Genomic DNA, 23,072 nt, shown 5'->3' with positions numbered 1-23,072 from the left:
CTCCCCTCCCCTTCAGGGGAGGGGGTGGGGGTGGGGCTTGGCCTTATGGAGCAGCGCTTGGGGCAACGCCCCACCCCAACCCCTCCCCTCAAGGGCAGGGGCTTTTCGTTTGTGGGGCGCATCACGCCTTCCAGCCCGAATGAATCGCGACAAGACCGCCCAGGATCGGCTCGACCTTCGTGTTCACAAAGCCCGCCTCGCGGATCATGCCCTCGAACTTTGGCATGTCAGGAAAGCGGCGGATCGATTCGATGAGGTAGCGGTAGCTGTCCGCATCATTGGCGAAGATCTTGCCCAGCTGCGGCACCAGCTTGTGGGAATAAACGTCATAGACGTCCGAGAAGCCCGGCCAGCTGGTGGTCGAAAATTCCAGGCAGAAGAAGCGCCCGCCATATTTCAGAACGCGGTGGGCTTCCGTCAGCGCCTTGTCGATATGGGTCACGTTGCGGATGCCGAAGGCGATCGTGTAGGCGTCGAACGCCCGGTCGCCAAATGTCAGTTCCTCGGCATTCTGCTCCGACCAGATCAGCCCCTCATAGCCCTTCTTCTGCGCCCGCTCGACGCCGACGGCGAGCATCTCGGGGTTGATGTCCGACACCGTCACCTGCGCGCCATGGCGGTGCATCCGGAACGCAATGTCGCCGGTGCCGCCCGCCATGTCGAGAATCTGCTCCCCCGCACGCGGCTTCACCCGGCGCACGAACTGGTCCTTCCACAGCCGATGCGCGCCGCCCGACATGGCGTCGTTCATCAGGTCATATTTGCCCGCCACATTGGAGAAGACTTCGCGGACCATGCCCGCTTTCTCGGCGGCATCGACGTCGCGATAGCCGAAGGATGCTGTTTCGCTCATGCAAAGCCCTCTAGACAGAGATTGTGTCCCGTTCCAGCCAAGAAGCTGGGAATGGAATGCGCCCATGCCTAGATGGACTTTATGCCCGAGCTTCCCGAAGTCGAAACCACCGTCGCTGGCCTGCGATCCGTATTGCAAGGCGCCACCCTGTCGCGGGTGGAGCCGCGTCGCGCGGACCTGCGCTTCCCCATCCCCGTCGACCTACGCCAGCGGCTCACCGGCGCGACCGTCACCGGCCTCTCCCGTCGCGCCAAATATGGCCTCATCGAAACCGATCGGGGCGACATGATGATCTTCCACTTGGGTATGTCGGGCCGCTGGCGGATCGACCCGGCCGCGATCGGCGCACACGATCATCTGCTGATCGAGACGGGCGGCGGGCGGCTGCTGTCGCTCAACGATCCCCGGCGATTCGGATCGGTGGACCTGGTGCGCGCGGATGCGTGGGAAGCCTATGCGCCCTTCACCCGCATGGGGCCGGAGCCGCTGGGCGAGGCGTTCGACGCCGCCCGGCTCGCCGCCGCGCTCAAGGGCAAGGCGACCTCGATCAAGGCGGCGCTGCTCGACCAGCGGATCGTCGCGGGCCTGGGCAATATCTACGTGTGCGAGGCGCTCAACATGGCGGGCATCGCGCCGACGCGGGCGGCGGGCAAGATCAGCCGACCGCGCCTCGCTTTGCTGGTGGAGGCGATTCGCACGGTGCTGAGCGCCGCAATCACCGCCGGCGGATCGACGCTGCGCGATTATGCCCGGCCGGACGGGGAACTCGGCTATTTTTCCAAGCAGTGGCGCGTCTATGGGCGCGAGGGCGAGCCATGCCCGTGCGGCGGCACGGTCCAGCGCCGAGTCGATGGGGGGCGCTCCACCTTCTTCTGCGCGAAATGCCAGAAATAGCGCGGCTCCGCCCCGTTGACGGGTGCGGTGTTCCCCTGTAAGGGGCGCACCTTCACGAGGCTGGTCGGCGAATCTGATCGGGCCTCTTGTCCCAAGATTTGACGAGAACCGAGGAACATCAATGGCCAATACGCCGCAAGCCAAGAAGCGCATCCGTCGCAATGAGCGTCGCGCCGCGATCAACGGCGCCCGCATCAGCCGGATCCGCACCCTGGTGAAGAAGGTGGAAGCCGCCATCACCGCCGGCGACAAGGACGCCGCCGCCACCGCGCTTGCCACCGTGCAGCCGGAACTCGCGCGCGGCGTGGCGCGCGGCGTGCTGCACAAGAATACCGCTTCGCGCAAGTTCGGCCGCCTGACCAAGGCTGTCAGCGCGCTCGCCTGACCCCATTCGACACTGGTCGAATTGCAAGGCCCGCACCGGATCGCCGGTGCGGGCCTTTCGGCGTTTGGGTCATGATTTGGTAACCCGGATGTAATGACGCTTTTCCCGCGATTCGACGCGTCGCAGCATGGTGGATGGCGTTTAAATCATTGAAATATAGAAGCTATTTTTCTTCCGGCTGTTTTCGGCGGCTTTGCGTCGTCAAACCCTTTATTTCATTTTTTTGACCCGATCCGGCCTTGATCCGGCACTGCGCCCCTGTCTATTTTTGAAATCCGGCCGCTGTCGAATCACCTCTCGCGGCCGTCATTGAGATCGATCGTCGCAAGGACTCGGGGAAGCGGGGGCTTTTCCGACCGGGTTTCTTGCGTCGAGTTTTCCTGCCCGGACGGGGGCGTGACAAGGTGGGGAATGGCAGGATTATGAAGGATAGCGTGCGTGTGGTGGCTTGGCAGGAAGGCGCTGTGATCCGGGCGGACGACGCCCTGGAATCCGCCTGGACGAGCATCCGCGCCGGTCTGCGCCGCGACGTGGGCGCGCGCATGTTCGACCAGTGGCTGAAACCCGTGCGGCTGGGCGATTATTGCCCCGAATCGCAGACGCTCGACCTTCTGGTCGCAAGCGATTTCAGCGCCAATTTCGTGTCGGGCCAGTTCGGCGACCGGCTTCGGCTCGCCTGGCGCGCCGCCAATGTGGGCGTGCGCGAGGTGCGGGTGCGCCGCGCGGCCGAAGCCGCCGGGCCGCGCCTGCTGGAGGTCGTGCATGTCGAGCCGGCGGCGGAAAAGCCGGCCGAAACGCCTGTCGCCGCGTCCAATTTCCTGCCGCGCCATGGGTTTGAGGATTTCGTCGTGGGCGAAACCAACCGGCTCGCCTGTTCGGCGGCGCAGGCCATGGCCGGCGAGGCCACCCCGCGCTTTAGCCCGCTCTTCATCCATGGCGGCACGGGTCAGGGGAAGACCCATTTGCTCCATGCCATCGCGCGCGCCTTCTCCGCCCATTCGCCCGCCGCGCCGGTGCTCTATATGTCGGCCGAGCGCTTCATGATGGAGTTCGTCAGCGCCATGCGCGCGAACGAGACCATGGCGTTCAAGGCGCGGTTGCGCGCGGCGCGGCTGCTGCTGATCGACGACATCCAGTTCATCGCCGGCAAGGGATCGACGCAGGAGGAATTTCTCCACACCGTCAACGACCTGATCGACGCGGGCGCGCGCATCGTCGTGACCGCCGACCGCGCGCCGCAACTACTCGAATCGATCGACGCGCGCATCCTGTCGCGGCTGGCCGGCGGGCTGGTGGCCGACATCCAGCCGGCGGGCCTGGACCTGCGGCTCGCGATTCTCGAAGCCAAGCGGCTGGTTGCGGGCGATCCGCCAGTGCCGGACGCCGTCATCGATTTTCTCGCCCGCTCGATCCGGTCGAATGTGCGCGAGCTGGAGGGGGCGTTCAACAAGCTGGTCGCCTATGGGCAGCTGACCGGCCGTTCGATCGACCTGGATTTCGCGCAGGGGATGCTGGCGGACGCGGTGCGGGCGCACGCACGGCGCATCACCGTCGACGAAATCCAGAAGGCGTGCGCCGCCCATTACAAGATCGACCCGGCCGAAATGCGCTCCAAGCGCCGCGCCCGCGCGGTCGCCCGGCCGCGCCAGGTGGCGATGTATCTCGCCAAGAAGATGACGCCGCGCTCGCTTCCTGAAATCGGCCGCATCTTTGGCGGGCGCGATCACAGCACGGTGATCCACGCGGTCCGCACGATCGAAGCCCTGCGCGAGAGCAACCCGGAGATCGACGCCGACATCCGCGCGCTCCTGCGCCAGCTGGAGGGCTGACGCGCCGGAGCGGGGACGTTAGGCTGGAGCCCATGATTCGCCAGCTCCTCCTCCTGCTCCTCGCCGCCTTCACCCTCTCGCCTGCCGCCGCGCAGACGTCGCCCGACGATGTGCGGGTCGCGCTGGAGACAAGCCTGGGGCGGATCGTCATTTCCGTCCATCCCGGCAAGGCGCCGGTGACGGCGGGCAATTTCCTGAAATATGTCGACCAGAAGCGGTTCGACGGCACGCTATTCTATCGGGGCGTCGGCACGGCCGACTATGGCTTCGTGCAGGGCGGGGTGCAGAATGATCCCAAACGCATCCTGCCGCCGATCAAGCATGAGCCGACCACGCTGACCGGCCTCACCCATGACGATGGCGCTCTGTCGATGGCGCGCTACGCGCCGGGCAGCGCGACCGGGGATTTCTTCATCGTGCTGGGCAAGATGCCCGCGATGGACGCGCAGCCGCAGGCGGCCGGCGACAATCAGGGTTTTGCCGTCTTCGCCCATGTGGTCGAGGGGATGGATGTCGTGAGGGCGATCCTGGCCCAACCCAAGTCGCCGACCGCGGGCGAGGGGGTGATGAAGGGGCAGATGCTCGAAGCGCCGGTCAAGATTCTGGCGGCGCGTCGCTTTCCCTGACCGACGACTGGTCGATGATCCGCGTCACCGCCAGATCGGCGGTGACGTTGCCGACGGTGCGGAAAATGTCCGGCACCGTCTCCACCGCCAGCAGCAGCGGCAGCGCCTCCACCGGCACCCCCATGGCGAGGCAGATGGGGCCGGTGGTGGTGAAGAAGGTGATCTGGCTCGGCAGGCCCACCGCCGCCAGGCTGACGATCGCGGCGACGGCGACGCCCAGGATGAGCTGCATGGCGCCCAGCGGCACCCCGTTCATCCCCGCGACGTAGATCGCGACGCCCAGATTGGCGGTCGGACTGGTGACGCGGAACAGCGAGATGGCGAGTGGCAGCACGATCGAGCGGCTGGTCTCGCGCACGCTCAAGGGGCCGTCGCTCGCCTGGATCATGGCGGGGAGCGAGGCGATCGAGCTTTGGGTCGAGAAGGCGATGGCCTGAGCGGGGAGCGCCGCCCTCAGAAAGCGGGCGAGGCCGATCCGCCCGGCCATCACCGCGAGCGGATAGACGAGCAACGTCACGATGACGCACAGCAGCAGGATGAAGCCGATATAGTGGAGCAGCGCGCCCGCCGTCGCCAGCCCCGATCGCGCGCCCGCGACCAGCGCCAGCGCGAACACACCGATGGGGGCCAGCCACAGCACCCAGCCGACGACCACCAGCAGCGCGTCGGCCGCCGCCTGGAAGAAGCCGGCGAGCAGCGCGCGGCGATCGGCGGCGATCCGCGTGACGGCAAAGCCGAAGACGAGCGCGAAGAGCACGACCGCGACCACCTGCCCCTCGCTCGCGGCCTTGAGCGGGTTCACGGAGATGAAGCCCAGCAGCCACTCGGCCGAGGGGCGCACGTCAGGCACTTCGGCGACGGTGCCAGCGCCGGCCAGCGCGCCGACCGCGCCCGACGGCACCGGCCAGATCCGAAGCAATATCGGCCCGGCGAGCGCCGCGACGCTGGCGGCCGCGAGCAGCAGGATCGCGAACAGCGCGATGGCGCGCCCGGCGATGCGATTGCCCCGCGCGGTCGCGGCGGCCTGCGTGATGCCCGTGACCAGCAGCGCGAAGATCAGCGGAATGAGCGGCATCTGAAGCCCGCCCAGCCACGCCTTGCCCATAGGCTGCGCGATCGCGACCGCGTCCGCCTCCCACGCCGCGCCCCATTCGGTGAGCGCAATGCCGCTGGCGAGGCCCAGCGCCAGGCCAATCAGGATGCGGACGGTCAGCGACATGCGATGGCTTCTCCCGCCCATGGGGAACGGGCGAGAGCAGGCTAGCCGCTATCGCTCGACCATAGACAGCGAAAATTCGCTAATGCAGGTTTCGCATGGCCCTACGTCGCCATTCCTCGTCACGCCGGACCCTTCGACCGGCTCAGGACAGGCTTGACCCGGCATCCCGCTTCCTTCCGGCCAAGAAGCGTGACCCCGGATCAAGTCCGGGGTGACGACATTGGTGGATTAGGTGCTTAACCCCTCTGCCTTTTCCGCCAGTTCCAGCCAGCGCTCCTCTGCCGCGTCCTTTTCGTCGCGCGCCTTCTCGATGGCGCTCGTCAGCGCCGCGAACCGCTTGGGATCGCGCGTGTAAAGCGCCGGGTCGGCCAGCGCCTCCTCGTCTCTTGCGATCGCCGCTTCCAGTTCCTCGATCCGCTTCGGCAGCAGGTCGAGGTCGCGCTGGTCCTTGTAGCTGAGCTTCGCTGACGCCGGCCTGGGCGGCGGGGGCGGCGCGGCCTCTTTCTTTTCCGCCTTCGGCGCGCGGGCGGGCGAGCGCTTCGCGACCCAGTCGGCATAGCCGCCGACGATCACGTCCACCGTGCCGCTGCCGTCGAGGCCCAAAGTCACCGTCACCGTGCGATCGAGAAAGTCGCGGTCATGGCTGACGATCAGCACCGTCCCGTCATAGTCGGCGATGACTTCCTGAAGCAGGTCGAGCGTTTCCAGGTCGAGGTCGTTGGTCGGCTCGTCCAGCACGAGCAGGTTGGATTCGCGGGCGAACTCCCGCGCGAACAGGAGCCGCGAGCGCTCCCCGCCCGAAAGCGTGCCGACCTTCGCCTCGGCCAGCGACGGGTCGAACAGGAAGTCCTTCAAATAGCCATGGACATGCTTGCGGACACCGCGCACGTCGATCCAGTCGCCGCCCTCGGCCAATATGTCGCGGACCGACTTGTCGCCCTGCATCAGGCTGCGTTGCTGGTCGATGAAGATCATGTCGAGCGTCTTCGCCAGCGTCACCTCGCCGCTGTCGGGCGCCAGTTCGCCGGTGAGCAGTTTCAGCAGCGTCGATTTGCCCGCGCCATTGCCGCCGACGATGCCGATGCGGTCGCCGCGCTGCACGCGCAGGGAAAAGTCCCTGATGATGGTGCGGTCGCCAAACGCCTTCGTGACATGCTCGGCCTTGATGACGCTTTTCGTCTTGCTGTCGTCGCTGGCGACGGCGAGCTTGGCGGTGCCCTGCGGTCCCTGCATAGCGGCGCGGGCTGCGCGCATTTCCCACAGTTTGGCGAGCCGGCCCTGGTTGCGCTTGCGCCGGGCGGTGACGCCGCGTTCCAGCCAGTGTGCCTCGATCTTGAGCTTGGCGTCCAGCTTTTCGGCGGCGCGCGCTTCTTCGGCATAGACCGCTTCCATCCACTGCTCGAAACCGCCGAAGCCCACTTCATTGCGGCGCATCTGCCCCCTGTCGAGCCACAGCGTCTGTTTGGTCAGGCGCGTCAGGAAGGCGCGGTCATGGCTGATGACGATGAACGCGCCATTGTAGCGCGCCAGCCAGTTTTCCAGCCAGTCGATCGCGGCGATGTCGAGATGGTTGGTCGGCTCGTCCAGCAGCAGCAGGTCGGGCTCGCTTGCCAGAGCGCGGGCGATGGCGGCGCGGCGGCGCTCGCCCCCGCTCGCGGTCTTCGCTTCGCGGCTGAGGTCGATGCCGAGCTGGTCGGCGATGGCCTCGACCTCGTGGGCGGGGGGAGCGAACGCGCCCGCCAGCGCGAAATCATGGAGCGTGGCGAAGGGCGTGACGTCCGGGTCCTGCTCCAGCGTAATGACGCGCGCGCCCGGCTGCACGGACCGCGTGCCCTCGTCCGCCTCGATCTGGCCGCCGAGCAGTTTCAGGAGCGTCGTCTTCCCCGCGCCGTTGCGGCCGATCAGCGCCAGCCGGTCGCGCTGGCCGACATGGATATCGATGCCGCGAAACAGCCAGTGGGTGCCTTGGCTCAGGCCAAGATTTTCAAAGGATAGGATGGGAGCCGCCATGGCGGTGCAGCTAGGCGCTCCGGTCGGGGCGGGCAAGAGCCATGGAACACAAAGCTGTCGCACGGCTTTCAACGCACGTCAGCGTCCATTCACCGCAGCCGTTCCAAATGAACGGCATCACCGCTCAAGGAGACTTCCCCCATGAAATCCGCTTTCGCCCTGATGGCCCTGGGTGCCGCCGCGCTGCCGGTCGCCGCGCTGGCGCAGACCAGCGTCACCATCGCCGAAACCGCGCCGGTCGTGACGCTGAACGTCACCGAAAGTGTCGAGGCCGCGCCCGATGTGGCGACAGTCGGCACCGGGGTCCAGACCCGTGCGCCCACCGCACAGGCGGCGATGCAGCAGAATGCGGCGCAGACCGAAAAGCTGATCGCGGCGCTGGCGAAGGCGGGCATCGCCAAGAAGGACATCCAGACGAGCGGCATCAACCTCAGCGCCCAATATGATTACAGCAATCAGGACGGCCAGCCGCAGGGGCCGCGTTTCATCGGCTATGAGGCGTCGAACCAGCTGACGGTCAAGCTGCGCGATATCAAGCGGGTCGGCGCGTCGCTCGACGCGATGGTGGCGGCGGGCGCGACCAACATCAATGGCCCCGCCTTCTCGATCGACGATCCCTCGCCGCTGCTGGTCCAGGCGCGGGGGCAGGCGCTCAAGAGCGCCAAGACGCAGGCCGACTTCTACGCCCAGGCGGCGGGCTATCGCACCGCGCGGCTGGTTTCGATCAGCGAAAGCAACAGCGGCGGCCAGCCGCCGATGCCGATGATGGTGCGCAGCTTCAAGGCCGACGCCGCGCCAGTCACGCCGGTCGAACCGGGGCAGGTCAGCGCTTCGGTGACGCTGACGGTGCAGTACGCGCTGGAGAAATGACGGGCTGAGTATCCCTCATTCGGCGATGCGCCAGCGCAGGACCGCCCGGTCCGCGCTGGCACCGCTCGTCAGGCGCGCATCCAGACCGCGATCCGCGAAGGGCCGGATCAACGCGGCATGATCGGTCCCGCGCACGGCAATGTCGATCGGCAAGCCTGCGCGTTGCACCGCCCACAGGGCCAATGCGAGGGAATCGGGATCGGCGGGCGCGCCATACCCGTCGAGCGCAATGTCAGGCAGGTGCAGGACTGGCGGCTCGACCGTGACCGTCCAGCCGGGCGCGGTCGCCGCCGCGCGCTGTTCCAGCACATGATAGGTGGCGAGGCCGGCGTCGGGAAGCGGGCGCGCGCGGACGACGGCCCGCTTGCGCGCGGTATCGACGATGACTGCGTCAGCATCGACGCCGGCGATCAGGGCCAGGCGATCGGTAAGGCGATCGACCTGCCCTTGAACATCGCGCCGCGCGGTCTGAGACGCCAGCAATTGCGCATTCTCGGTGTCGGCACCGTCGCCCACGCGGATTTGTTCGATGTCGAGCGCAACCGGCTGACCCAGCATGGCTGCCATCACGCGCCTGGCGCGCGCGGTGGCGTCGCGTTCGTATCGGCTGGTAAGGACGCTGGCCGTAACCGCAAGCGGGCGCGCGTCGAAATCGATATCGATCTGGGAAATGCGCGCTTCTCCGGTGAACTCCTTGCGGATGATGTCCCGCGCTTCGCGTGCGGCTCTGGATTCCCAGGCGATCTGCCGCAGCGACAGGCCAAGAGGCACCGCCAGCGCAACGAAGATCGCCCCGATGAAAAGGCTCTGCATCCAGCTTTGCCGGGGCGAGAGCGCGCGGCCGAACCCGTAGAGCCGCGCCATGATGCCAGCCGTCAGCGCGATCGTCACGAAGTTGGTGAAGAACAGCAGAAACGCGCCGCCCGCGACGGTCGCGTTGAGTGTCGCGACGCCAAAGCCCACGGTGGCGAGCGGCGGCATCAGCGCGGTGGCGATCGCGACGCCGACGATCGTGCCTGCCTTGCCTCGGATCATCGCATAGGCGCCCGCCAGCGCCGAGAAGAGCGCGACCACAAGGTCGAACAGGTTGGGGCGGGTGCGTGCGGCGACCTCGCTCGTCACGGTCTGGAGCGGCGAGAGCACGACGATGAAGGCGGTGAAGAGGATGGCGATGAGCGCGCCCGCGGCGAGCGCGATCATCGTCCGGCGAATTTCGCGCGAATCGACGGTGGCGAGGGCAAAACCCAGGCCGACGATCGGTCCCATGAGCGGCGAAATGAGCATCGCGCCGATGACGACGGCGGGCGAGGACAGCAGAAGGCCGAGCACCGCGATACCGGCCGACATGAGGATCATGAAGGCATAGCGGGGGGTCCAGCCGTCATCCTCGCGCACGCGGTCGACCACCGCCTGATGGTCGATTTCGCGGATCACATGGCTGCGCCACCAACGGGGAACGGCGCGCCAGAGCGGCGGGTCGGCTACGGGCCTGTCATCCTGCATCATCATGGCCGACGCATAATCGAGCGCGCCGCCAGTTACCATCCGCCCGCTTGTTCACATCATTCACCACCTGTTCAATGCGCTGTGGCTATGCCATGCCCATGAATATGAAGCGGAAGACGATGACCTCCGCGATCGTGGCGGCGCTGGCGATCGCGGTGACGATGCCGATGGCACAGGCGGGCAGCCGTCGCGACGAGCAGGATGCGGCGCGGCGCGCGATGCTGGACGGGCAGGTCATGCCCTTTGCCATGATAAAGCGGCGCGTCGACGCGATGATGGGCGGCGCCACCTATGTCGGCAGTGAATTCAACCCCGCCGCCAACCGGTATCGCTTGAAATATGTGCGCGACGGCAAGGTCATGTGGGTTGATGCGGACGGCCGGACAGGCGATATCATCGGCATGGCGCGCTAAAAGGGGCGAGCCGTCGCGAGCGTCACAACAGAAACGGACAAAAGCCTATGCGTCTGCTGATCGTCGAGGATGAACCGAGCCTGGGCCAGCAGCTCAGGAACACGCTGGAGGGCGCGGGCTATGCCGTCGATCTGGCGACCGATGGCGAGGACGGGCATTTCCTGGGCTCGACCGAAAGCTATGACGCGGTGGTGCTCGACCTCGGCCTGCCCACGATCGACGGCCTGACCGTCCTCGACAAATGGCGCAAGGAAGGGCGCGCCTTTCCGGTGCTGGTGCTGACCGCGCGCGACAGCTGGTCGGACAAGGTCGCGGGGCTCGACGCGGGCGCGGACGACTATCTTGCCAAGCCCTTCCAGAGCGAGGAACTGATCGCGCGGCTGCGCGCGCTCATCCGCCGCGCGTCGGGCAATGCGTCGAGCGAACTGACGGCGGGCGACGTGCGTCTGGACACGCGATCGGGCAAGGTGACGCTGAAGGGCGATCCGGTAAAGCTCACGGCGCAGGAATATAAGCTGCTGTCCTACCTGCTCCACCACAAGGGCAAGGTGGTGAGCCGCACCGAGCTGATCGAGCATATCTACGACCAGGATTTCGACCGCGATTCCAACACGATCGAAGTGTTCGTGACGCGCATCCGCAAGAAGCTGGGCGCGGACGTCATCACCACGATCCGGGGCCTCGGCTACAGCCTGGACGAGCCGGGCAGATAATCCACCGTTCGTGCTGAGTAGGGATTGAGCGAAGTCGAAATCCCGTATCGAAGCACCTCGCACGAACCCTTCGATACGCCACTTCGACTTCGCTCAGTGGCTACTCAGGGCGAACGGCCTTTTGGCAAGCGATCCAGCATCCCCCACCACCGTCCGCTCGACCGGCTCGATCACGCGCCGGATGATCGGTATCGCCGCGCTGTGGATCAGCCTGCTGCTGATCGGCGGGGGCGTCGCGCTGGACCGGGTGCTGGCGGACGCTATCACGCGCAATTTCGACGATGGCATGAATTATGTGCTGACCGCCATGATCGCCGCGTCGGAGATCGGCCCGGACGGGGAGGTCTTGTTCAACCGGGAACTCGCCGACCAGCGTTTCCTGGAGCCCAATAGCGGCCTTTATTACCAGATCAGCGCCAAGGGTCATGAGGATTGGCGCTCGCGCTCGCTTTGGGACCGGGCATTGAAGGTGCCGGCGGCCCATAATGACCGGCAACTGCACGTCTATAACAGCAAGCAGTTTCCCGGCGAGGATCTGCGTATCATGGAGCGTACGGTGATCCTGCCGGGGTCGAATACCCGATGGCTGTTCATGGTGGGGCAGGCCCGCGCTGGTCTCGACGGGCAGATCAAGACGCTGCGGTCGACCCTGTTTCAAAGCTTCGCGCTGCTGGCGCTGGGGCTGTTCGTGCTGGCGAGCCTCCAGACGATCTACGGGCTGCGGCCGCTCCGCAAGGTGCGGCAGGAGATTGTGCGAATGCGCGGCGGCGAGAAGAGCCGCGTGACCGAACCGATGCCGGCCGAGGTGCTGCCGATGGTCGAGGAGTTGAACGCGCTGCTGGCTCATAACGAACGCCAGGCGGAGGAAGCGCGGACGCATGCGGGCAACCTCGCCCATGCGCTCAAGACGCCGCTGACCGTTATCATGAACGCCGCGACGGCCAAGGCGCCGGACCTTGGCGATACGGTCATTCGCGAGGCGACGACGATGCGGCGGCAGGTCGACCATCATCTCGCGCGCGCGCGCGCGGTGGGACGGCGCGGCGCGGCGCAGAGCCGGGCCGAGGTCTGGGCGAGCCTGGAAGCTGTCGAGCGGGCGGTGCAGCGCCTTTATCCCGACGTGCGGATCGACATGGACGGCGACAAGGGCGCGGCGGTGCGCGTCGAGCGGCAGGATCTCGACGAAATGCTCGGCAACCTTATCGAGAATGCGGCCAAATATGGCGGCGGCAGCGTGTTCGCGACGGTGGTGGCGCGCAGCGCGGGCATGGTCGAAATCCTGGTCGAGGATGACGGCATGGGCATCCCGGAGACCGATCGGGTGCGGATTTTCGACCGGGGGGTGCGGCTTGATTCGGGCAAGCCGGGGACGGGCCTCGGTCTTGCCATCGTGCGTGATGTGGCGGAAATCTATGGCGGCGCGGTCGCGCTGGAGGAAAGCGAGGATCTGGGCGGGCTATTGGTGCGATTGCGCCTGCCCTCGGCCTAGGGCCGTTTTCAGTCCTTGGCGGGCTTGCTCAACCTGCGGCGGTTCTTGCGCACCGCCTTGCGATAATGGGCGACCGATGCGCGCATCACCGCCGGGCCGGATTGGCCGAGGCCCCCGGTCATCAGCTTCCACTGGAGCAGCGCGGCCGCCTCCACTTTCTCGCTCACCATCCGCTGCGCCTCGGTCATCGCGGCGGCGTTGCCCTCCATCAGCTTGGGCAGGCGCATGCCGATCACCGAACTCGCCTCCATGCCAAGGCTCCAGCAATCGAGGGCGAGCGAAAAGGGGTTGGATCTACGCATGTCCCTCAAAGCGCGCGAGCGGCTCAATTGTTGCGCTGCGGCACGGTGAACGTGCCCGACACCCGGCCGCTGGGGCTGGTCGATGCGCCCGGCACGCCGCTGCCGCCCGAAGAGCGGCCATCGACGGTGGAGCGTCCGCTGTTCAGATCCATGACCAGCCGCCCGCCGGTCAGCCGGTTGGACCCCTGCGTCAGCGACACGTTGCCCAGCATGGTGATCAGCTTGGAATTGAGGTCGTAGATGGCGACATTGCCGCGCGCGGTCTGATCTGCCTTGGTCACCACGACATTGCCCGACGCATCGATGCGGTTGATGTCCACCCCGCCGCCGCTGCCCGGCTTGTTGCTGTACGCCACCGTCATGCGCGCGGCATTGAGCGTCATGCCCGCCTGCGTCACTTCGACATTGCCCGACACGACGACCCGGTCGGCGCGGTCCTGCACCTCGATCCGGTCGGCGGTGAAGTTGACCGGCGCGTTGCTGTCATGGTTGCGGAACACCTGCGCGCCCGCGCTGGCGAACATCATGGCGGCCGCGCCCATCAGGCCGGTCGATAGCTGGATCAGGAAAGGCTTCATCGCTTCTGCCCTTTGAGGCCATTTTGCTCGATACGCAAGCGGGCGCGACCGTTCAGCGTCACGGTCCGCGCGCCCATGTCGGCCTCCAGATGATCGGCGCTGAAAGTGCCGATCGGGATGCGCCCGTCAACCCGCCCCGCGCTCTTCATGCGCCGCGTCTTGAGGTCGACGCCGACGTCGCGGGTGGTCAGGCGATATCCGCCCGCCGCCTCGAACTGCACCGGCCCGTCGATCCCGACCCGCTCGCTGTCCATGTCGTAGCGGCCCCTCTGCGCCGTCAGCAGCGCAGGACCGTCCGACAGCAGGATGCGTGCCGACATGTCGTTCAAATCCACGATCGGCTCGCGCGAGCTTTTCTGTACCGCGCTCCCGGCGCGCAGCGAGAAGGGCTGGCCCTTGCTGTCCTCGCCGCGATAGAGCGCCTCGGTCAGCCGCATCCGGTCCTTCGCCACCTCGACCTTGTTCTTGTCGAGCACGAAACTGACCTTGTCGCCATTGGTGAAGGGCGCGGTCGCCAGCAAAGCCGCCAGCACGCCGACCGCGACGGGCAGCCAGTTCTTCAGCAGCCCCACCATCCGGTCATGGCTGCCGCCCGGCCGCGCCCATTGGCGGCGCACGTCGCGTTGCTGATCGGCCTGGACGGACATGGACCCGGTCGGCTCCCCTTTACATATGCGCGAAAATGTCGATCTCGGGCCAGCCCGCCAGATCGAGCGCGGCGCGGTGCGGCAGGAAATCGAAACAGGCCTGGGCAAGGTCCATCCGTCCTTCGCGCACCAGCCTCTTGTCCAGCTCGGCCTTGAGTTGGTGGAGGTAGCGCACGTCGGACGCGGCATAATCCTTCTGCGCGTCGGACAGCACCGGCCCGCCCCAGTCGCTCGACTGCTGCTGCTTGCTGATGTCCTGCCCCAGCAGTTCGCGCACCAGTTCTTTCAGGCCATGGCGGTCGGTATAGGTGCGGATCAGGCGCGAGGCGATCTTGGTGCAATAGGCGGGCGCCGCGACCACGCCCAGATAATGCTGGATCGCGGCGATATCGAACCGGCCGAAATGATAGAGTTTGAGCCGCGAAGGATCGGCCAGCACGGCCTTCAGGTTCGGCGCGGCATAATCGCTGCCGGGGTTGAAGCGGATCAGATGCTCGTCGCCCTTGCCGTCGCTGATCTGGACGACGCACAGGCGGTCGCGCGGGGTGATCAGGCCCATCGTCTCGGTGTCGACGGCTATGGGGCCGGGGGCCAGCACGCCCTCGGGCAGGTCTTCTTCATGAAAATGCACGGTCATGGCTTTCCCTCTATGGGGAAAGCGGCGCAACCGCAATCGAGCCGTTGCATCCGCTCGAATTCTGGCCGAAACGCCTCGTATGCGCGACGAATTGTGCCTTGCGCGCAACGGGCGCGACAAATGGAACGGAACGGGATCGCTTTGGTGAAAATCATTCGCGCCTCCGTGAAAAGTTGATATAGTGATTCCCAAACCGCGCGATTGCGGTGGATTCTGCATGTCATTCGCCCGACATGTTTGTCCAATGTGTCTTGGGGCGAAGCGAAAGTGACTAACAGGGCATGAGTTTTGACAGAGGTCGCCGCGGCGGGCGCGGCAAGGACAAGCGCGACGGTTTCGGCGACGACAATTTCTACGGCGGTGGTGATCGCGGCGGCTTTGGTGGCGATCGTGGCGGCTTCGGCGGTGGTGATCGTTTCGGTGGCGGCGGCGGCTTCGGCGGCGGTGACCGCTTCGGCGGCGGCGGCGGCTTTGGCGGCGGCAACCGGGGCGGTGGCTTCGGTGGCGGCGGCGGCGGTTTCGGCGGCGGTGGTCGCGGCATGCCCGCCCAGGTCGTCGGCGAAGGCAAAGGCGTCGTCAAATTCTTCAACGGGCAGAAGGGCTTCGGCTTCATCGTCCGTGATGACGGCGGCGAGGACGTGTTCGTCCATATCAGCGCGGTCGAGCAGGCGGGCCTGACGGGTCTTGCCGAAGGCCAGCCGCTTGGCTTCACCCTGGTCGATCGCGGTGGCAAGGTGTCGGCGACCGATCTGGTGATCGAGGGCGAGCCCCTGCCGGTGACCGATCGCGCGCCTCCGCGCGAACCCCGCGCCGGCGGTTTCGGCGATCGTCCCGATCGCGGCGGCTTCGGCGGCGGCGATCGCGGCCCGCAGCGCCAGCTCACCGGTGAGCGCGCCAGCGGCACGGTCAAGTTCTTCAACGCCATGAAGGGCTTCGGCTTCATCCAGCGTGACGACGGCCAGCCCGACGCCTTCGTCCACATCAGCGCCGTCGAGCGCGCCGGCATGTCGGCGCTCAACGAAGGCGACCGCCTGGACTTCGAGCTGGAAGTCGATCGTCGCGGCAAATATGCGGCGGTGAACCTCCAGTCGAAGGCCGAATAAGGCTCAAGGCCTACCATCCCTGTTCGCGCAGGGGAGAGGATGCGAAAGGGAGGCGCCAATGCGGGTCGCCTCCCTTTTTGTTGGGTTCCGGTGGAGAAGCACACTGACGGACGAGGAAATTTGGAAGGCGGAGGAGCGTCGGGGGGATCACAACCCCGGCTGCACCGTTACCATGCATCCTATCGGCTGCTTGATTCTGATTGCCGCCGCCATGTTCGGGCTGATGTGGCTCTTCCATCTCCTGCGCGGTCTTTGATTGCGAATTGCACGATTTCCGTATGGGCCAGAGTGCGCTGCGCCCCGGCGCACGCCAAGGTCCGGTCTCGCGCTCTGAGCTGGCCTCCCGCGCCAGCGCACGATAAAGGTAAACTTGATCGCTCCTCCTTCGTCATGCCGGGCTCGACCCGGCATCCCGCTGCCTTCGCCCGCCCGGCCACCACAGCGACAAGCCCTTTCCTAATAGGATTTGTTGTGCTCCATCCTGGTCGATGCCTCACCCACTGCGCCCCTCGCACGAAGAATCCCGCCCCTCTGTAGGAAGAGGCGCGTCGCGAACGCGTCGGTGGCGCGTCACGGGCGCGTCGCGGGCGCTTGACCCCCGCCACGCTGTATACTTCGTAGGAACCGCCGCGCAGCCGCCATCCGCCCCGCGATCCTGTTTGACAAACGGCCAACAACATTCGACCAACGACATAATGGCGGATCGCCATCGCTTGACCGATGCAGCGAAACGGTTGATCCCGCGTTCATCGCGCGCGCCCTAATCCGGCGCGCAGTCCCACGACGTGTCGGAGTCCCACCTATGCCCTTCACCAAAATCCTGCCGCTGCTGGTCGCCGCCGCACCGCTGGCGATCGCCGCGCCCGCGCTGGCGCAGCCGGCCCAGCCCGCCGGCCCTGCCGCCACCATCACGACCCAGCTGCCGCGCGGCGCTGCGCCCAGCCATTATGCGATCGAGGTGACGCCCGACGCCGCCAACCTGAAGTTCACGGGCAAGGTCGCGATCGACGTGACCGTCAGCCAGAGCTTGCCGACGCTCGTCTTGAACGCGGCTGACCTGAGCATCGGCGACGTAACCCTGACCCCCGCCAAGGGCAAGCCGATCAAGGGCACGGCAAAGGTCGATGCCGACGCGCAGACCGTCACGCTCGATTTCGGCAAGCCGCTCGCGCCCGGCAATTATAAACTCGCCATCGCCTATGCCGGCATCATCAACCAGCAGGCCAACGGCCTGTTCGCGCTCGATTACACCAATAATGAGGGACAAGCGAAGCGCGCCCTCTTCACCCAGTTCGAGGCGCCCGACGCCCGCCGCTTCGTACCGAGCTGGGATGAGCCCAGCTACAAGGCGACGTTCGACCTGTCGGCGGTCATCCCCACCGGCGAACTGGCGGTCGGCAACATGCCGGTCAAAGGCTCGACCGACCTTGGCGGCGGCAAGACCCGAGTGACCTTCGGCACCAGCCCCAAAATGTCGTCCTACCTGCTGTTCTTCGGCCTGGGCGAACTGGAGCGCGCGACCAAGATGGCGGGCGCGACCGAAGTGGGCGTCATCACCGGCAAGGGCAATACGGGCAAGGCGCAGTTGGCGCTCGACGCCTCGGCGTCCATCCTGCCGTATTTCAACGACTATTTCGGCGTGCCCTATCCGCTGCCCAAGCTGGATAATGTCGCCGGCCCCGGCCAGAGCCAGTTCTTCAGCGCGATGGAGAATTGGGGCGCGATCTTCACCTTCGAGCGGGCCTTGCTGGTGGATCCGCGCTTCACCTCCGAAGCGACCAAGCGCCGCATCTACGAAACCGTCGCGCATGAAATGGCGCACCAATGGTTCGGCGACCTCGTCACCATGGCCTGGTGGGACGATCTGTGGCTGAACGAAGGCTTCGCCAGCTGGATGGCGACCAAGGTGACGGACAAGCTGCAACCCGGCTGGGAAATGCTGCTGACCCGCGTCGACGGGCGCGAGGCGGCGATGAGCCTCGACGCGCTCGCCACGACCCATCCGGTCGTGCAGAAGATCACCACCGTCGATCAGGTGAACCAGGCGTTCGACGCCATCACCTATCAAAAGGGCGAAGCGGTCATCACCATGCTGGAGGGCTATGCCGGCGAGGATGTGTGGCGCAGCGGTATCCGCAGCTACATGAAGGCCCATGCTTACGGCAACACCGTTACCGACGACCTGTGGAAGGCGGTTGAGGGGGCAGGGGCCAAGGGCCTGGTCAGCATCGCGCATGATTTCACTTCGAAGCCCGGCATCCCGCTGGTCAAGGTCGACAGCGCCCAATGTCAGGGTGGCCAGACCGTCCTGACGCTAAGCCAGAGCGAGTTCAGCCGCGACCAGAAGGACAAGGCGCCCCTGAGCTGGAACGTGCCGGTCAAGGCGCAGACCGTGGGCGGCGACGCGCAGCGGCTGATCCTCCAGGGCAAGGGGCAGCTGACCCTGCCGGGCTGCGGCGCCTATGTCGTGAATGCCGGCCAGACGGGCTATTATCGCTCGCTCTACCCCGAAGCGAACGTGAAGGCGCTGGCGAAGGACTTCACGAAGCTCGCCAGTATCGACCAGACCGGGCTTCTCGCCGACAATTTCGCACTGGGCCTGGGCGGCTATCAGCCGATCGGGCTGGCGCTCGACCTGGTGGACGCGGTGCCCACGACTGCCAGCCCCGCCGTGCTTGCCGAAGTGCCGGGCTATCTCGACAGCGCCTATGCCATGCTGGAAAGCGACAAGGCGGCGCAGGCCCGCGTGCTGGCCTATGCCTCGGCCAAGCTGACCCCGGTCCTCAATGGCATCGGCTATGATGTGAAGCCGGGCGAAGGGCCGCAGGTGCCGGTGCTTCGTTCGGCGTTGGTCTCGACGCTGGGCGATATGGGCGACAAGGGCGTCGTCGCCGAAGCCAATCGCCGATTCGCCGCGCTGGCGACCGATCCCACCGCGCTCGACGGGCCGCTGCGGAACGTCTGGCTCTCGATCATCGCCAAGAACGCCGATCAGGCGACCTGGGACAAGCTGCGCGCGATGGCGAAGGGGGCCAAGACCGATCTGGAAAAGAGCACGCTCTACGGCTTGCTCGGCGGGGCGCGTGACGAGAAGCTCGGCGCGCAGGCGCTCGACCTCGCCATGACCGACGAACCGGGCAAGACCACCAGCGCCGCGATCATCGCGCAGGTGGGTGGCGAGCACCCGATGCTCGCGGTCGACTATGTGCTGGTGCACCGCACCCAATATGAGGCGATGATCGACGTATCGGCCCGTAGCCAGGCACTTGCCCGCCTTGGCGGCGGATCGGCCGACCCGGCGATGGTGACGAAGCTGGACGCCTATGCGACCCAGTATCTGACGCCCGAATCGCGCAAGGTGGTCGATCGCTCCATCTCGGCGATCAAGACCCGGATCGAGACGCGCGCGCGCCTGAAAGCCCCGCTCACCGCCTGGTTCGCCGCCAAGCGGTAAGCGGAAAAGGGCTGGGGCTGCTAGTTCGGCAGCCCCAGCGCCTTGACGATATCGTCCCACGCGACGAGCTTGAAATTCTGCGCGGCGGCGGCGTTATGCCCGTCCTGCGCGATGAACAGCCCACCGGGATAGTTCGGCCCGAAGTCGCCGAGCATCAACTCGATCCCGTCGGTCTCCTCCGCGCCGCCGATGGCCCCATCGACGATCCGGAACCGTCCGACATAGGCGTCGTCGGACAGCCGGTAGAGGACATAGGCATTGTCCCCCTGGCTGGAGACGATGACATAGCCGTCCTTCTCGCCCGCCGGCGCGATGGCCACACCCTCGGCATCCATGACCAGGTTCTTGCCGTCCGCCGCCGCGATCTTGGTGGGGGCGGTCGATCCGCCGGCGCGGGCGTCGAACCGCCACAGCCCGACATCCTCCTCGGCGACGTAGAGGATATGGGTCCGGTCATCGACCGCACACCCCTCCGCCTGCGTGCCCAGCTTCATCGTGCGCACGATCGTACCGGTGGGCGTCGCGCCGGACGCATCGATCGCGATCTGATTGATGGTGCCGTCCTTGAGCACGATGAAGGCCGATAGCCCGGATTCGTCCCGGCCAAGGCATATGCCATAGGCTTCCCCGCTGCCGCCATCGATCTTCCCCAACGCGGTCAGCTTTGCGGTGGCGCGATCGAGCCGGAACAGCGCGACCTTGGCCTGGGTGATGTCGTTCCGATCGGACGCCGCGACCAATATGCCATCCGCGCCGCCGATGGCCACGCCATCCTTGAGATCGACATTATTGACCCGCCCCGCGTCGAGAAAATCGCGGGTCGTGCCGTCCAGCCCATAGACATAGAGCCCCGCCTTCTTGTCCGTGCCCACGATCAGGCTCTGCGCCGGATCGGCGGTATTCCGCCAGATCGCCGGATCGTCTGCCGCGTCGGCGTTTGACGTACCCACCGGGGTCGTCTCGCCGCGCGCGGTCACGGTGACTGCCGGGGTGGCGTTAGCGATGCGCACGGCGACCGGAACGTCTTGCTCGGTCGCTACGCAGCCACAAAATGTCACAATCGCTGGCAGCATAGTCATCGGATTGAAACAAAAGTTTCGTGATCTGGTCATGAACAACTCCTAGCCGCGCTTCGAGACGGGCCAATACAAGAAGCGGCTCGCGCGTCAAACCATTGCACCAAAATAGGGGAAAGTTATGACCGCGAATAAGTGGCTCATGCTCGGATGCGCGCCGTTCGCGCTGATATCTTCAGCAGCTCTTGCGCAGGCACCGGCGACATCGGACGAAATCGCACGCGGCGACGATTCGATTACCAATGCCGCCGACATCGTCGTCATCGCGGGCATCGGCTATCGCGACCGCACCGACAGCCCCGAACCCGTGCTGAAATATGGCACCGACTATTTTCAGCGCTTCGAGCCGCTGACCGCCGGCGATGCGCTGAAGCGCGTGCCGTCCGTCACCTTCCTGTCCGACGTGATCGAAAGCGACGCGCCACAGCTGCGCGGCCTGCCGCCCGGCTATACCCAGATCCTCATCAACGGCGAGCGCGTCCCCGGTTCCTCGGCCGACCGCAGCTTCTTCATGGACCGCATCCCCGCCGAACTGATCGACAGCGTGGAGATCGTGCGCTCCTCCTCGGCGCGCCGCACTGGCGATGCGATCGCGGGTACGCTCAACATCAACCTGCGCGACGGCTATGAGTTGAATGGTGGCTATGTCCGCGCCGGCGGCTTGATCTACGACGACAATGAACTGGAGCCGAGCCTCGGCTTCGTCTGGGGCGGTGCGGTCGGGCCGGGCCGGCTGCTGCTGGGGGGCAATCTTCAGGGGCGTCATAATCCCAAGAAGAAGGAAAGCCTGCGCTACGGCGATTCGCCGGAGAATAATCCCGACTATGCGGTCGACGATTTCGACAACCGCGAGGATCAGACCGACACCCGCGATGGCAAGGATTACAGCTTCAACGGCAGCTACGAGATCGACGCGGGCGACACCAATTTCAAGCTCAACGGCTTTTATGTGAAGACCGACCGGACCGAGGACGAGCGCAGCTTCGAATATGACGATCCGATTGCGGTGACGGGCCCGGTGCCGGTCGGCAATCTGCTGAGCGACAATGCCAATGTGGCGAAGATCGACCAGGAGAATTTCTCGATCGACGGCAAGCTCACGCAGAGCTGGTCAGCGGGAAAGACGTCGCTGCGCGTCGGCTATGCCAAGTTCATCGAGGATCGCCGCGAGACCGAATATGAGATCGGCTTTGACGTCGACGAAGGCGACGACCCCGAATTCGAGGGCACGCTGACCCGGACCGACATCAAGGACCGGGAATTTTCGATTAAGCTCGACCACGAAATTCCGCTCGGTGAGACGATGAAGTTCGTGGTCGGCGGTTTCTACCAGGACAAGGTCCGTCGCACCGGCATTTTCGAGGCGGAACAGGAAAGCGAGGGCAGCTTCGCCTGGGACCAGTTCGAAAGGAACCCCACCGAACTGGCGGAGGCGTTCGAAGAACCCGAAGCGATTGATGGCGGTGACAACCGCATCAAGGAGAAGCGGCGCGACATCTTTGCGCTGGTGGAGGGCGCCACCGCGAGTTTCAAATGGGAAGCGGGGGTCCGCTACGAACATACCAAGGTGCACATCACCGACTATACGGTGGATGAGGCGGACGCCAACCAGCGCAACAGCTATGGCAAACTGCTCCCCTCGGCCTCGTTCAAGCTGTCACTGACCGATCATGACCGGCTGATTGGATCGGTCGCGCGCACGCTGCGCCGGCCGCAATTCGACTATATCCTGCCGTCGACGCTGGAAGAGGAGGTCGGCGACAGCGATCTGCTCGGCAATCCGCGGCTGGACCCGGAAAGCGCCTGGGGTATCGACTTGGGCTATGAGCATCGCATGGGCGCGCGCGGCATCGTTGGCGTCAATTTCTTCTACCGCGACGTCAAGGATCTGATCGAGCTGACCAATACCGGCGAGGAAGGGTCGGAAGGCGAGGGCACCTTCGTCTATACCCCGCGCAATGTCGGCGATGGCAAGGTTTATGGCGTCGAGTTCGACCTGTCGACCGATCTCGGCTTCATCGGCCTGCCCAATACCGGCCTCTTCGGCAACCTCTCCTGGCTGGACAGCGAGATCCGCGATGAGCTGGGCAAGCGGCGCTTCAACAATCAGTCGAAATATGTCTATAATTTCGGCTTCATCCAGGATTTTCCGAGCTTTGGCGCAGCGTTCGGCGCGACCTATCGCAAGCAGGGGACGGCCTATAGCCGCGTCATCGCAGAGGAGGTGACGACGACCTATGGCGCGGAGCTGGAAGTCTTCGTTGAAAAGCGCTTCGGCAAGAAATTCACCATCCGCGCGGTGGGATCGAACCTGCTGAACGGCGCGAAGCGCGAGCGCTTCAACAAGTTCGACAATCTGGCCGACCAGATCGACCGCGACTTCGACGAATATGAGCTTGAAAGCGAGAAGGCCGGCCCGGTCTTCCAGCTGATCGCTCGCATGGCATTCTGACACACTGACGTTGAGG

21 protein-coding genes are annotated in these 23,072 nt (G+C 65.7%); 12 read left to right on the top strand and 9 right to left on the bottom strand.

Annotation, left to right across the window (positions count from 1 at the left end; genetic code table 11):
• Positions 1 to 121: 121 nt before the first annotated feature.
• Positions 122 to 853 carry a class I SAM-dependent methyltransferase gene (locus ACETPF_RS09515; protein WP_373934205.1) on the bottom strand — a complete coding sequence of 244 codons (732 nt, stop codon included), beginning with the start codon at positions 851 to 853 and terminating at the stop codon, positions 122 to 124.
• A gap of 81 nt (positions 854 to 934) precedes the next feature.
• Between ACETPF_RS09515 and mutM the strand changes: the two genes are divergently transcribed.
• The 4 genes from mutM to ACETPF_RS09495 all read left to right on the top strand — a co-directional run bounded on the left by mutM (position 935) and on the right by ACETPF_RS09495 (position 4,587).
• Positions 935 to 1,747, top strand: a complete 813-nt coding sequence (gene mutM / locus ACETPF_RS09510; protein ID WP_373934308.1) for a bifunctional DNA-formamidopyrimidine glycosylase/DNA-(apurinic or apyrimidinic site) lyase — start codon at positions 935 to 937, stop codon at positions 1,745 to 1,747.
• 121 nt (positions 1,748 to 1,868) lie between these two features.
• Entirely contained in the window at positions 1,869 to 2,132 is a 264-nt protein-coding gene (gene rpsT, locus ACETPF_RS09505) for a 30S ribosomal protein S20 (RefSeq protein ID WP_373934204.1), read from the top strand.
• A 422-nt stretch (positions 2,133 to 2,554) separates the two neighbouring features.
• Positions 2,555 to 3,961 (top strand): chromosomal replication initiator protein DnaA, encoded by a 1,407-nt coding sequence (gene dnaA, locus ACETPF_RS09500; protein WP_373934203.1) that lies wholly within the window; start codon positions 2,555 to 2,557, stop codon positions 3,959 to 3,961.
• Between the two features lie 32 nt (positions 3,962 to 3,993).
• Positions 3,994 to 4,587: a peptidylprolyl isomerase gene (locus ACETPF_RS09495; protein WP_373934201.1), complete on the top strand. Its 594-nt coding sequence runs from the start codon at positions 3,994 to 3,996 to the stop codon at positions 4,585 to 4,587.
• Here the strand turns inward: ACETPF_RS09495 and ACETPF_RS09490 are convergent.
• A complete protein-coding gene (locus tag ACETPF_RS09490; RefSeq protein ID WP_373934200.1) occupies positions 4,556 to 5,806 on the bottom strand; it encodes a dicarboxylate/amino acid:cation symporter in 1,251 nt (416 codons plus the stop codon). The two genes, ACETPF_RS09495 and ACETPF_RS09490, sit on opposite strands and share 32 nt — an antisense overlap.
• 228 nt (positions 5,807 to 6,034) lie before the next feature.
• The gene (locus ACETPF_RS09485; protein ID WP_373934199.1) at positions 6,035 to 7,816 is read right to left on the bottom strand and encodes an ABC-F family ATP-binding cassette domain-containing protein; all 1,782 of its coding nucleotides are present in this window, start codon (positions 7,814 to 7,816) and stop codon (positions 6,035 to 6,037) included.
• A 141-nt stretch (positions 7,817 to 7,957) separates the two neighbouring features.
• Between ACETPF_RS09485 and ACETPF_RS09480 the strand changes: the two genes are divergently transcribed.
• The gene (locus tag ACETPF_RS09480) at positions 7,958 to 8,686 is read left to right on the top strand and encodes an SIMPL domain-containing protein (protein ID WP_373934198.1); all 729 of its coding nucleotides are present in this window, start codon (positions 7,958 to 7,960) and stop codon (positions 8,684 to 8,686) included.
• Positions 8,687 to 8,701: 15 nt separating this feature from the next.
• Here the strand turns inward: ACETPF_RS09480 and ACETPF_RS09475 are convergent, their stop codons facing one another.
• Positions 8,702 to 10,231, bottom strand: a complete 1,530-nt coding sequence (locus tag ACETPF_RS09475) for a DUF389 domain-containing protein (protein ID WP_373934197.1) — start codon at positions 10,229 to 10,231, stop codon at positions 8,702 to 8,704.
• Positions 10,232 to 10,266: 35 nt separating this feature from the next.
• Here ACETPF_RS09475 and ACETPF_RS09470 point away from each other — a divergent pair, with 35 nt between their 5' ends.
• The 3 genes from ACETPF_RS09470 (at position 10,267) to ACETPF_RS09460 (ending at position 12,807) form a co-directional block, all read left to right on the top strand.
• Entirely contained in the window at positions 10,267 to 10,605 is a 339-nt protein-coding gene (locus ACETPF_RS09470; RefSeq protein ID WP_373934196.1) for a hypothetical protein, read from the top strand.
• A 47-nt stretch (positions 10,606 to 10,652) separates the two neighbouring features.
• On the top strand, positions 10,653 to 11,318 hold the full coding sequence (locus tag ACETPF_RS09465) for a response regulator transcription factor (protein ID WP_328276995.1): 666 nt from the start codon (positions 10,653 to 10,655) through the stop codon (positions 11,316 to 11,318).
• Positions 11,319 to 11,499: 181 nt separating this feature from the next.
• Positions 11,500 to 12,807, top strand: coding sequence for a sensor histidine kinase (locus tag ACETPF_RS09460; protein ID WP_373934307.1), 1,308 nt, complete (start codon positions 11,500 to 11,502; stop codon positions 12,805 to 12,807).
• 8 nt (positions 12,808 to 12,815) lie between these two features.
• On the opposite strand, the gene ACETPF_RS09455 is transcribed toward ACETPF_RS09460, so the two are convergent.
• Genes ACETPF_RS09455 through ACETPF_RS09440 form a run of 4 tightly spaced genes read right to left on the bottom strand, consistent with a single transcriptional unit; the run spans position 12,816 to position 14,971 of the window.
• Positions 12,816 to 13,109, bottom strand: coding sequence for a hypothetical protein (locus ACETPF_RS09455; protein WP_373934195.1), 294 nt, complete (start codon positions 13,107 to 13,109; stop codon positions 12,816 to 12,818).
• A gap of 23 nt (positions 13,110 to 13,132) precedes the next feature.
• On the bottom strand, positions 13,133 to 13,687 hold the full coding sequence (locus ACETPF_RS09450) for an LptA/OstA family protein (protein ID WP_373934194.1): 555 nt from the start codon (positions 13,685 to 13,687) through the stop codon (positions 13,133 to 13,135).
• Positions 13,684 to 14,334 (bottom strand): LPS export ABC transporter periplasmic protein LptC, encoded by a 651-nt coding sequence (locus ACETPF_RS09445; protein WP_373934193.1) that lies wholly within the window; start codon positions 14,332 to 14,334, stop codon positions 13,684 to 13,686. The genes ACETPF_RS09450 and ACETPF_RS09445 overlap by 4 nt, the downstream gene beginning before the upstream one ends.
• A gap of 19 nt (positions 14,335 to 14,353) precedes the next feature.
• Positions 14,354 to 14,971: a ribonuclease D gene (locus ACETPF_RS09440; RefSeq protein WP_373934192.1), complete on the bottom strand. Its 618-nt coding sequence runs from the start codon at positions 14,969 to 14,971 to the stop codon at positions 14,354 to 14,356.
• A gap of 281 nt (positions 14,972 to 15,252) precedes the next feature.
• Here ACETPF_RS09440 and ACETPF_RS09435 point away from each other — a divergent pair, with 281 nt between their 5' ends.
• The 3 genes from ACETPF_RS09435 (at position 15,253) to ACETPF_RS09425 (ending at position 19,528) form a co-directional block, all read left to right on the top strand.
• Complete coding sequence (locus ACETPF_RS09435; protein ID WP_373934191.1) at positions 15,253 to 16,074, top strand: cold-shock protein; 822 nt, start codon at positions 15,253 to 15,255, stop codon at positions 16,072 to 16,074.
• Between the two features lie 58 nt (positions 16,075 to 16,132).
• Positions 16,133 to 16,330, top strand: coding sequence for a hypothetical protein (locus ACETPF_RS09430; RefSeq protein ID WP_373934190.1), 198 nt, complete (start codon positions 16,133 to 16,135; stop codon positions 16,328 to 16,330).
• Between the two features lie 546 nt (positions 16,331 to 16,876).
• Complete coding sequence (locus ACETPF_RS09425) at positions 16,877 to 19,528, top strand: M1 family metallopeptidase (RefSeq protein ID WP_373934189.1); 2,652 nt, start codon at positions 16,877 to 16,879, stop codon at positions 19,526 to 19,528.
• A 20-nt stretch (positions 19,529 to 19,548) separates the two neighbouring features.
• Here ACETPF_RS09425 and ACETPF_RS09420 read toward each other — a convergent pair whose 3' ends face one another.
• Positions 19,549 to 20,607 (bottom strand): phytase, encoded by a 1,059-nt coding sequence (locus ACETPF_RS09420; RefSeq protein WP_373934188.1) that lies wholly within the window; start codon positions 20,605 to 20,607, stop codon positions 19,549 to 19,551.
• Between the two features lie 118 nt (positions 20,608 to 20,725).
• Between ACETPF_RS09420 and ACETPF_RS09415 the strand changes: the two genes are divergently transcribed.
• A complete protein-coding gene (locus ACETPF_RS09415; protein ID WP_373934187.1) occupies positions 20,726 to 23,056 on the top strand; it encodes a TonB-dependent receptor plug domain-containing protein in 2,331 nt (776 codons plus the stop codon).
• Positions 23,057 to 23,072 lie beyond the last annotated feature (16 nt).

Origin of the sequence: Sphingobium agrisoli, from assembly GCF_041877245.1 — a bacterium.
In the GTDB taxonomy this organism is placed as follows: domain Bacteria; phylum Pseudomonadota; class Alphaproteobacteria; order Sphingomonadales; family Sphingomonadaceae; genus Sphingobium.
Note: the sequence above shows the minus strand (reverse complement) of the source record. Positions and strands in the feature narration are given on the sequence as shown.

Excerpts from the sequence above, each read along its gene's own strand:
- ACETPF_RS09515 (WP_373934205.1), bottom strand. The coding sequence starts at position 853 with ATGAGCGAAACAGCATCCTTCGGCTATCGCGACGTCGATGCCGCCGAG.
- mutM (WP_373934308.1), top strand. The coding sequence starts at position 935 with ATGCCCGAGCTTCCCGAAGTCGAAACCACCGTCGCTGGCCTGCGATCC.
- rpsT (WP_373934204.1), top strand. The coding sequence starts at position 1,869 with ATGGCCAATACGCCGCAAGCCAAGAAGCGCATCCGTCGCAATGAGCGT.
- dnaA (WP_373934203.1), top strand. The coding sequence starts at position 2,555 with ATGAAGGATAGCGTGCGTGTGGTGGCTTGGCAGGAAGGCGCTGTGATC.
- ACETPF_RS09495 (WP_373934201.1), top strand. The coding sequence starts at position 3,994 with ATGATTCGCCAGCTCCTCCTCCTGCTCCTCGCCGCCTTCACCCTCTCG.
- ACETPF_RS09490 (WP_373934200.1), bottom strand. The coding sequence starts at position 5,806 with ATGTCGCTGACCGTCCGCATCCTGATTGGCCTGGCGCTGGGCCTCGCC.
- ACETPF_RS09485 (WP_373934199.1), bottom strand. The coding sequence starts at position 7,816 with ATGGCGGCTCCCATCCTATCCTTTGAAAATCTTGGCCTGAGCCAAGGC.
- ACETPF_RS09480 (WP_373934198.1), top strand. The coding sequence starts at position 7,958 with ATGAAATCCGCTTTCGCCCTGATGGCCCTGGGTGCCGCCGCGCTGCCG.
- ACETPF_RS09475 (WP_373934197.1), bottom strand. The coding sequence starts at position 10,231 with ATGGTAACTGGCGGCGCGCTCGATTATGCGTCGGCCATGATGATGCAG.
- ACETPF_RS09470 (WP_373934196.1), top strand. The coding sequence starts at position 10,267 with ATGCGCTGTGGCTATGCCATGCCCATGAATATGAAGCGGAAGACGATG.
- ACETPF_RS09465 (WP_328276995.1), top strand. The coding sequence starts at position 10,653 with ATGCGTCTGCTGATCGTCGAGGATGAACCGAGCCTGGGCCAGCAGCTC.
- ACETPF_RS09460 (WP_373934307.1), top strand. The coding sequence starts at position 11,500 with ATGATCGGTATCGCCGCGCTGTGGATCAGCCTGCTGCTGATCGGCGGG.
- ACETPF_RS09455 (WP_373934195.1), bottom strand. The coding sequence starts at position 13,109 with ATGCGTAGATCCAACCCCTTTTCGCTCGCCCTCGATTGCTGGAGCCTT.
- ACETPF_RS09450 (WP_373934194.1), bottom strand. The coding sequence starts at position 13,687 with ATGAAGCCTTTCCTGATCCAGCTATCGACCGGCCTGATGGGCGCGGCC.
- ACETPF_RS09445 (WP_373934193.1), bottom strand. The coding sequence starts at position 14,334 with ATGTCCGTCCAGGCCGATCAGCAACGCGACGTGCGCCGCCAATGGGCG.
- ACETPF_RS09440 (WP_373934192.1), bottom strand. The coding sequence starts at position 14,971 with ATGACCGTGCATTTTCATGAAGAAGACCTGCCCGAGGGCGTGCTGGCC.
- ACETPF_RS09435 (WP_373934191.1), top strand. The coding sequence starts at position 15,253 with ATGAGTTTTGACAGAGGTCGCCGCGGCGGGCGCGGCAAGGACAAGCGC.
- ACETPF_RS09430 (WP_373934190.1), top strand. The coding sequence starts at position 16,133 with ATGCGGGTCGCCTCCCTTTTTGTTGGGTTCCGGTGGAGAAGCACACTG.
- ACETPF_RS09425 (WP_373934189.1), top strand. The coding sequence starts at position 16,877 with ATGCCCTTCACCAAAATCCTGCCGCTGCTGGTCGCCGCCGCACCGCTG.
- ACETPF_RS09420 (WP_373934188.1), bottom strand. The coding sequence starts at position 20,607 with ATGACTATGCTGCCAGCGATTGTGACATTTTGTGGCTGCGTAGCGACC.
- ACETPF_RS09415 (WP_373934187.1), top strand. The coding sequence starts at position 20,726 with ATGACCGCGAATAAGTGGCTCATGCTCGGATGCGCGCCGTTCGCGCTG.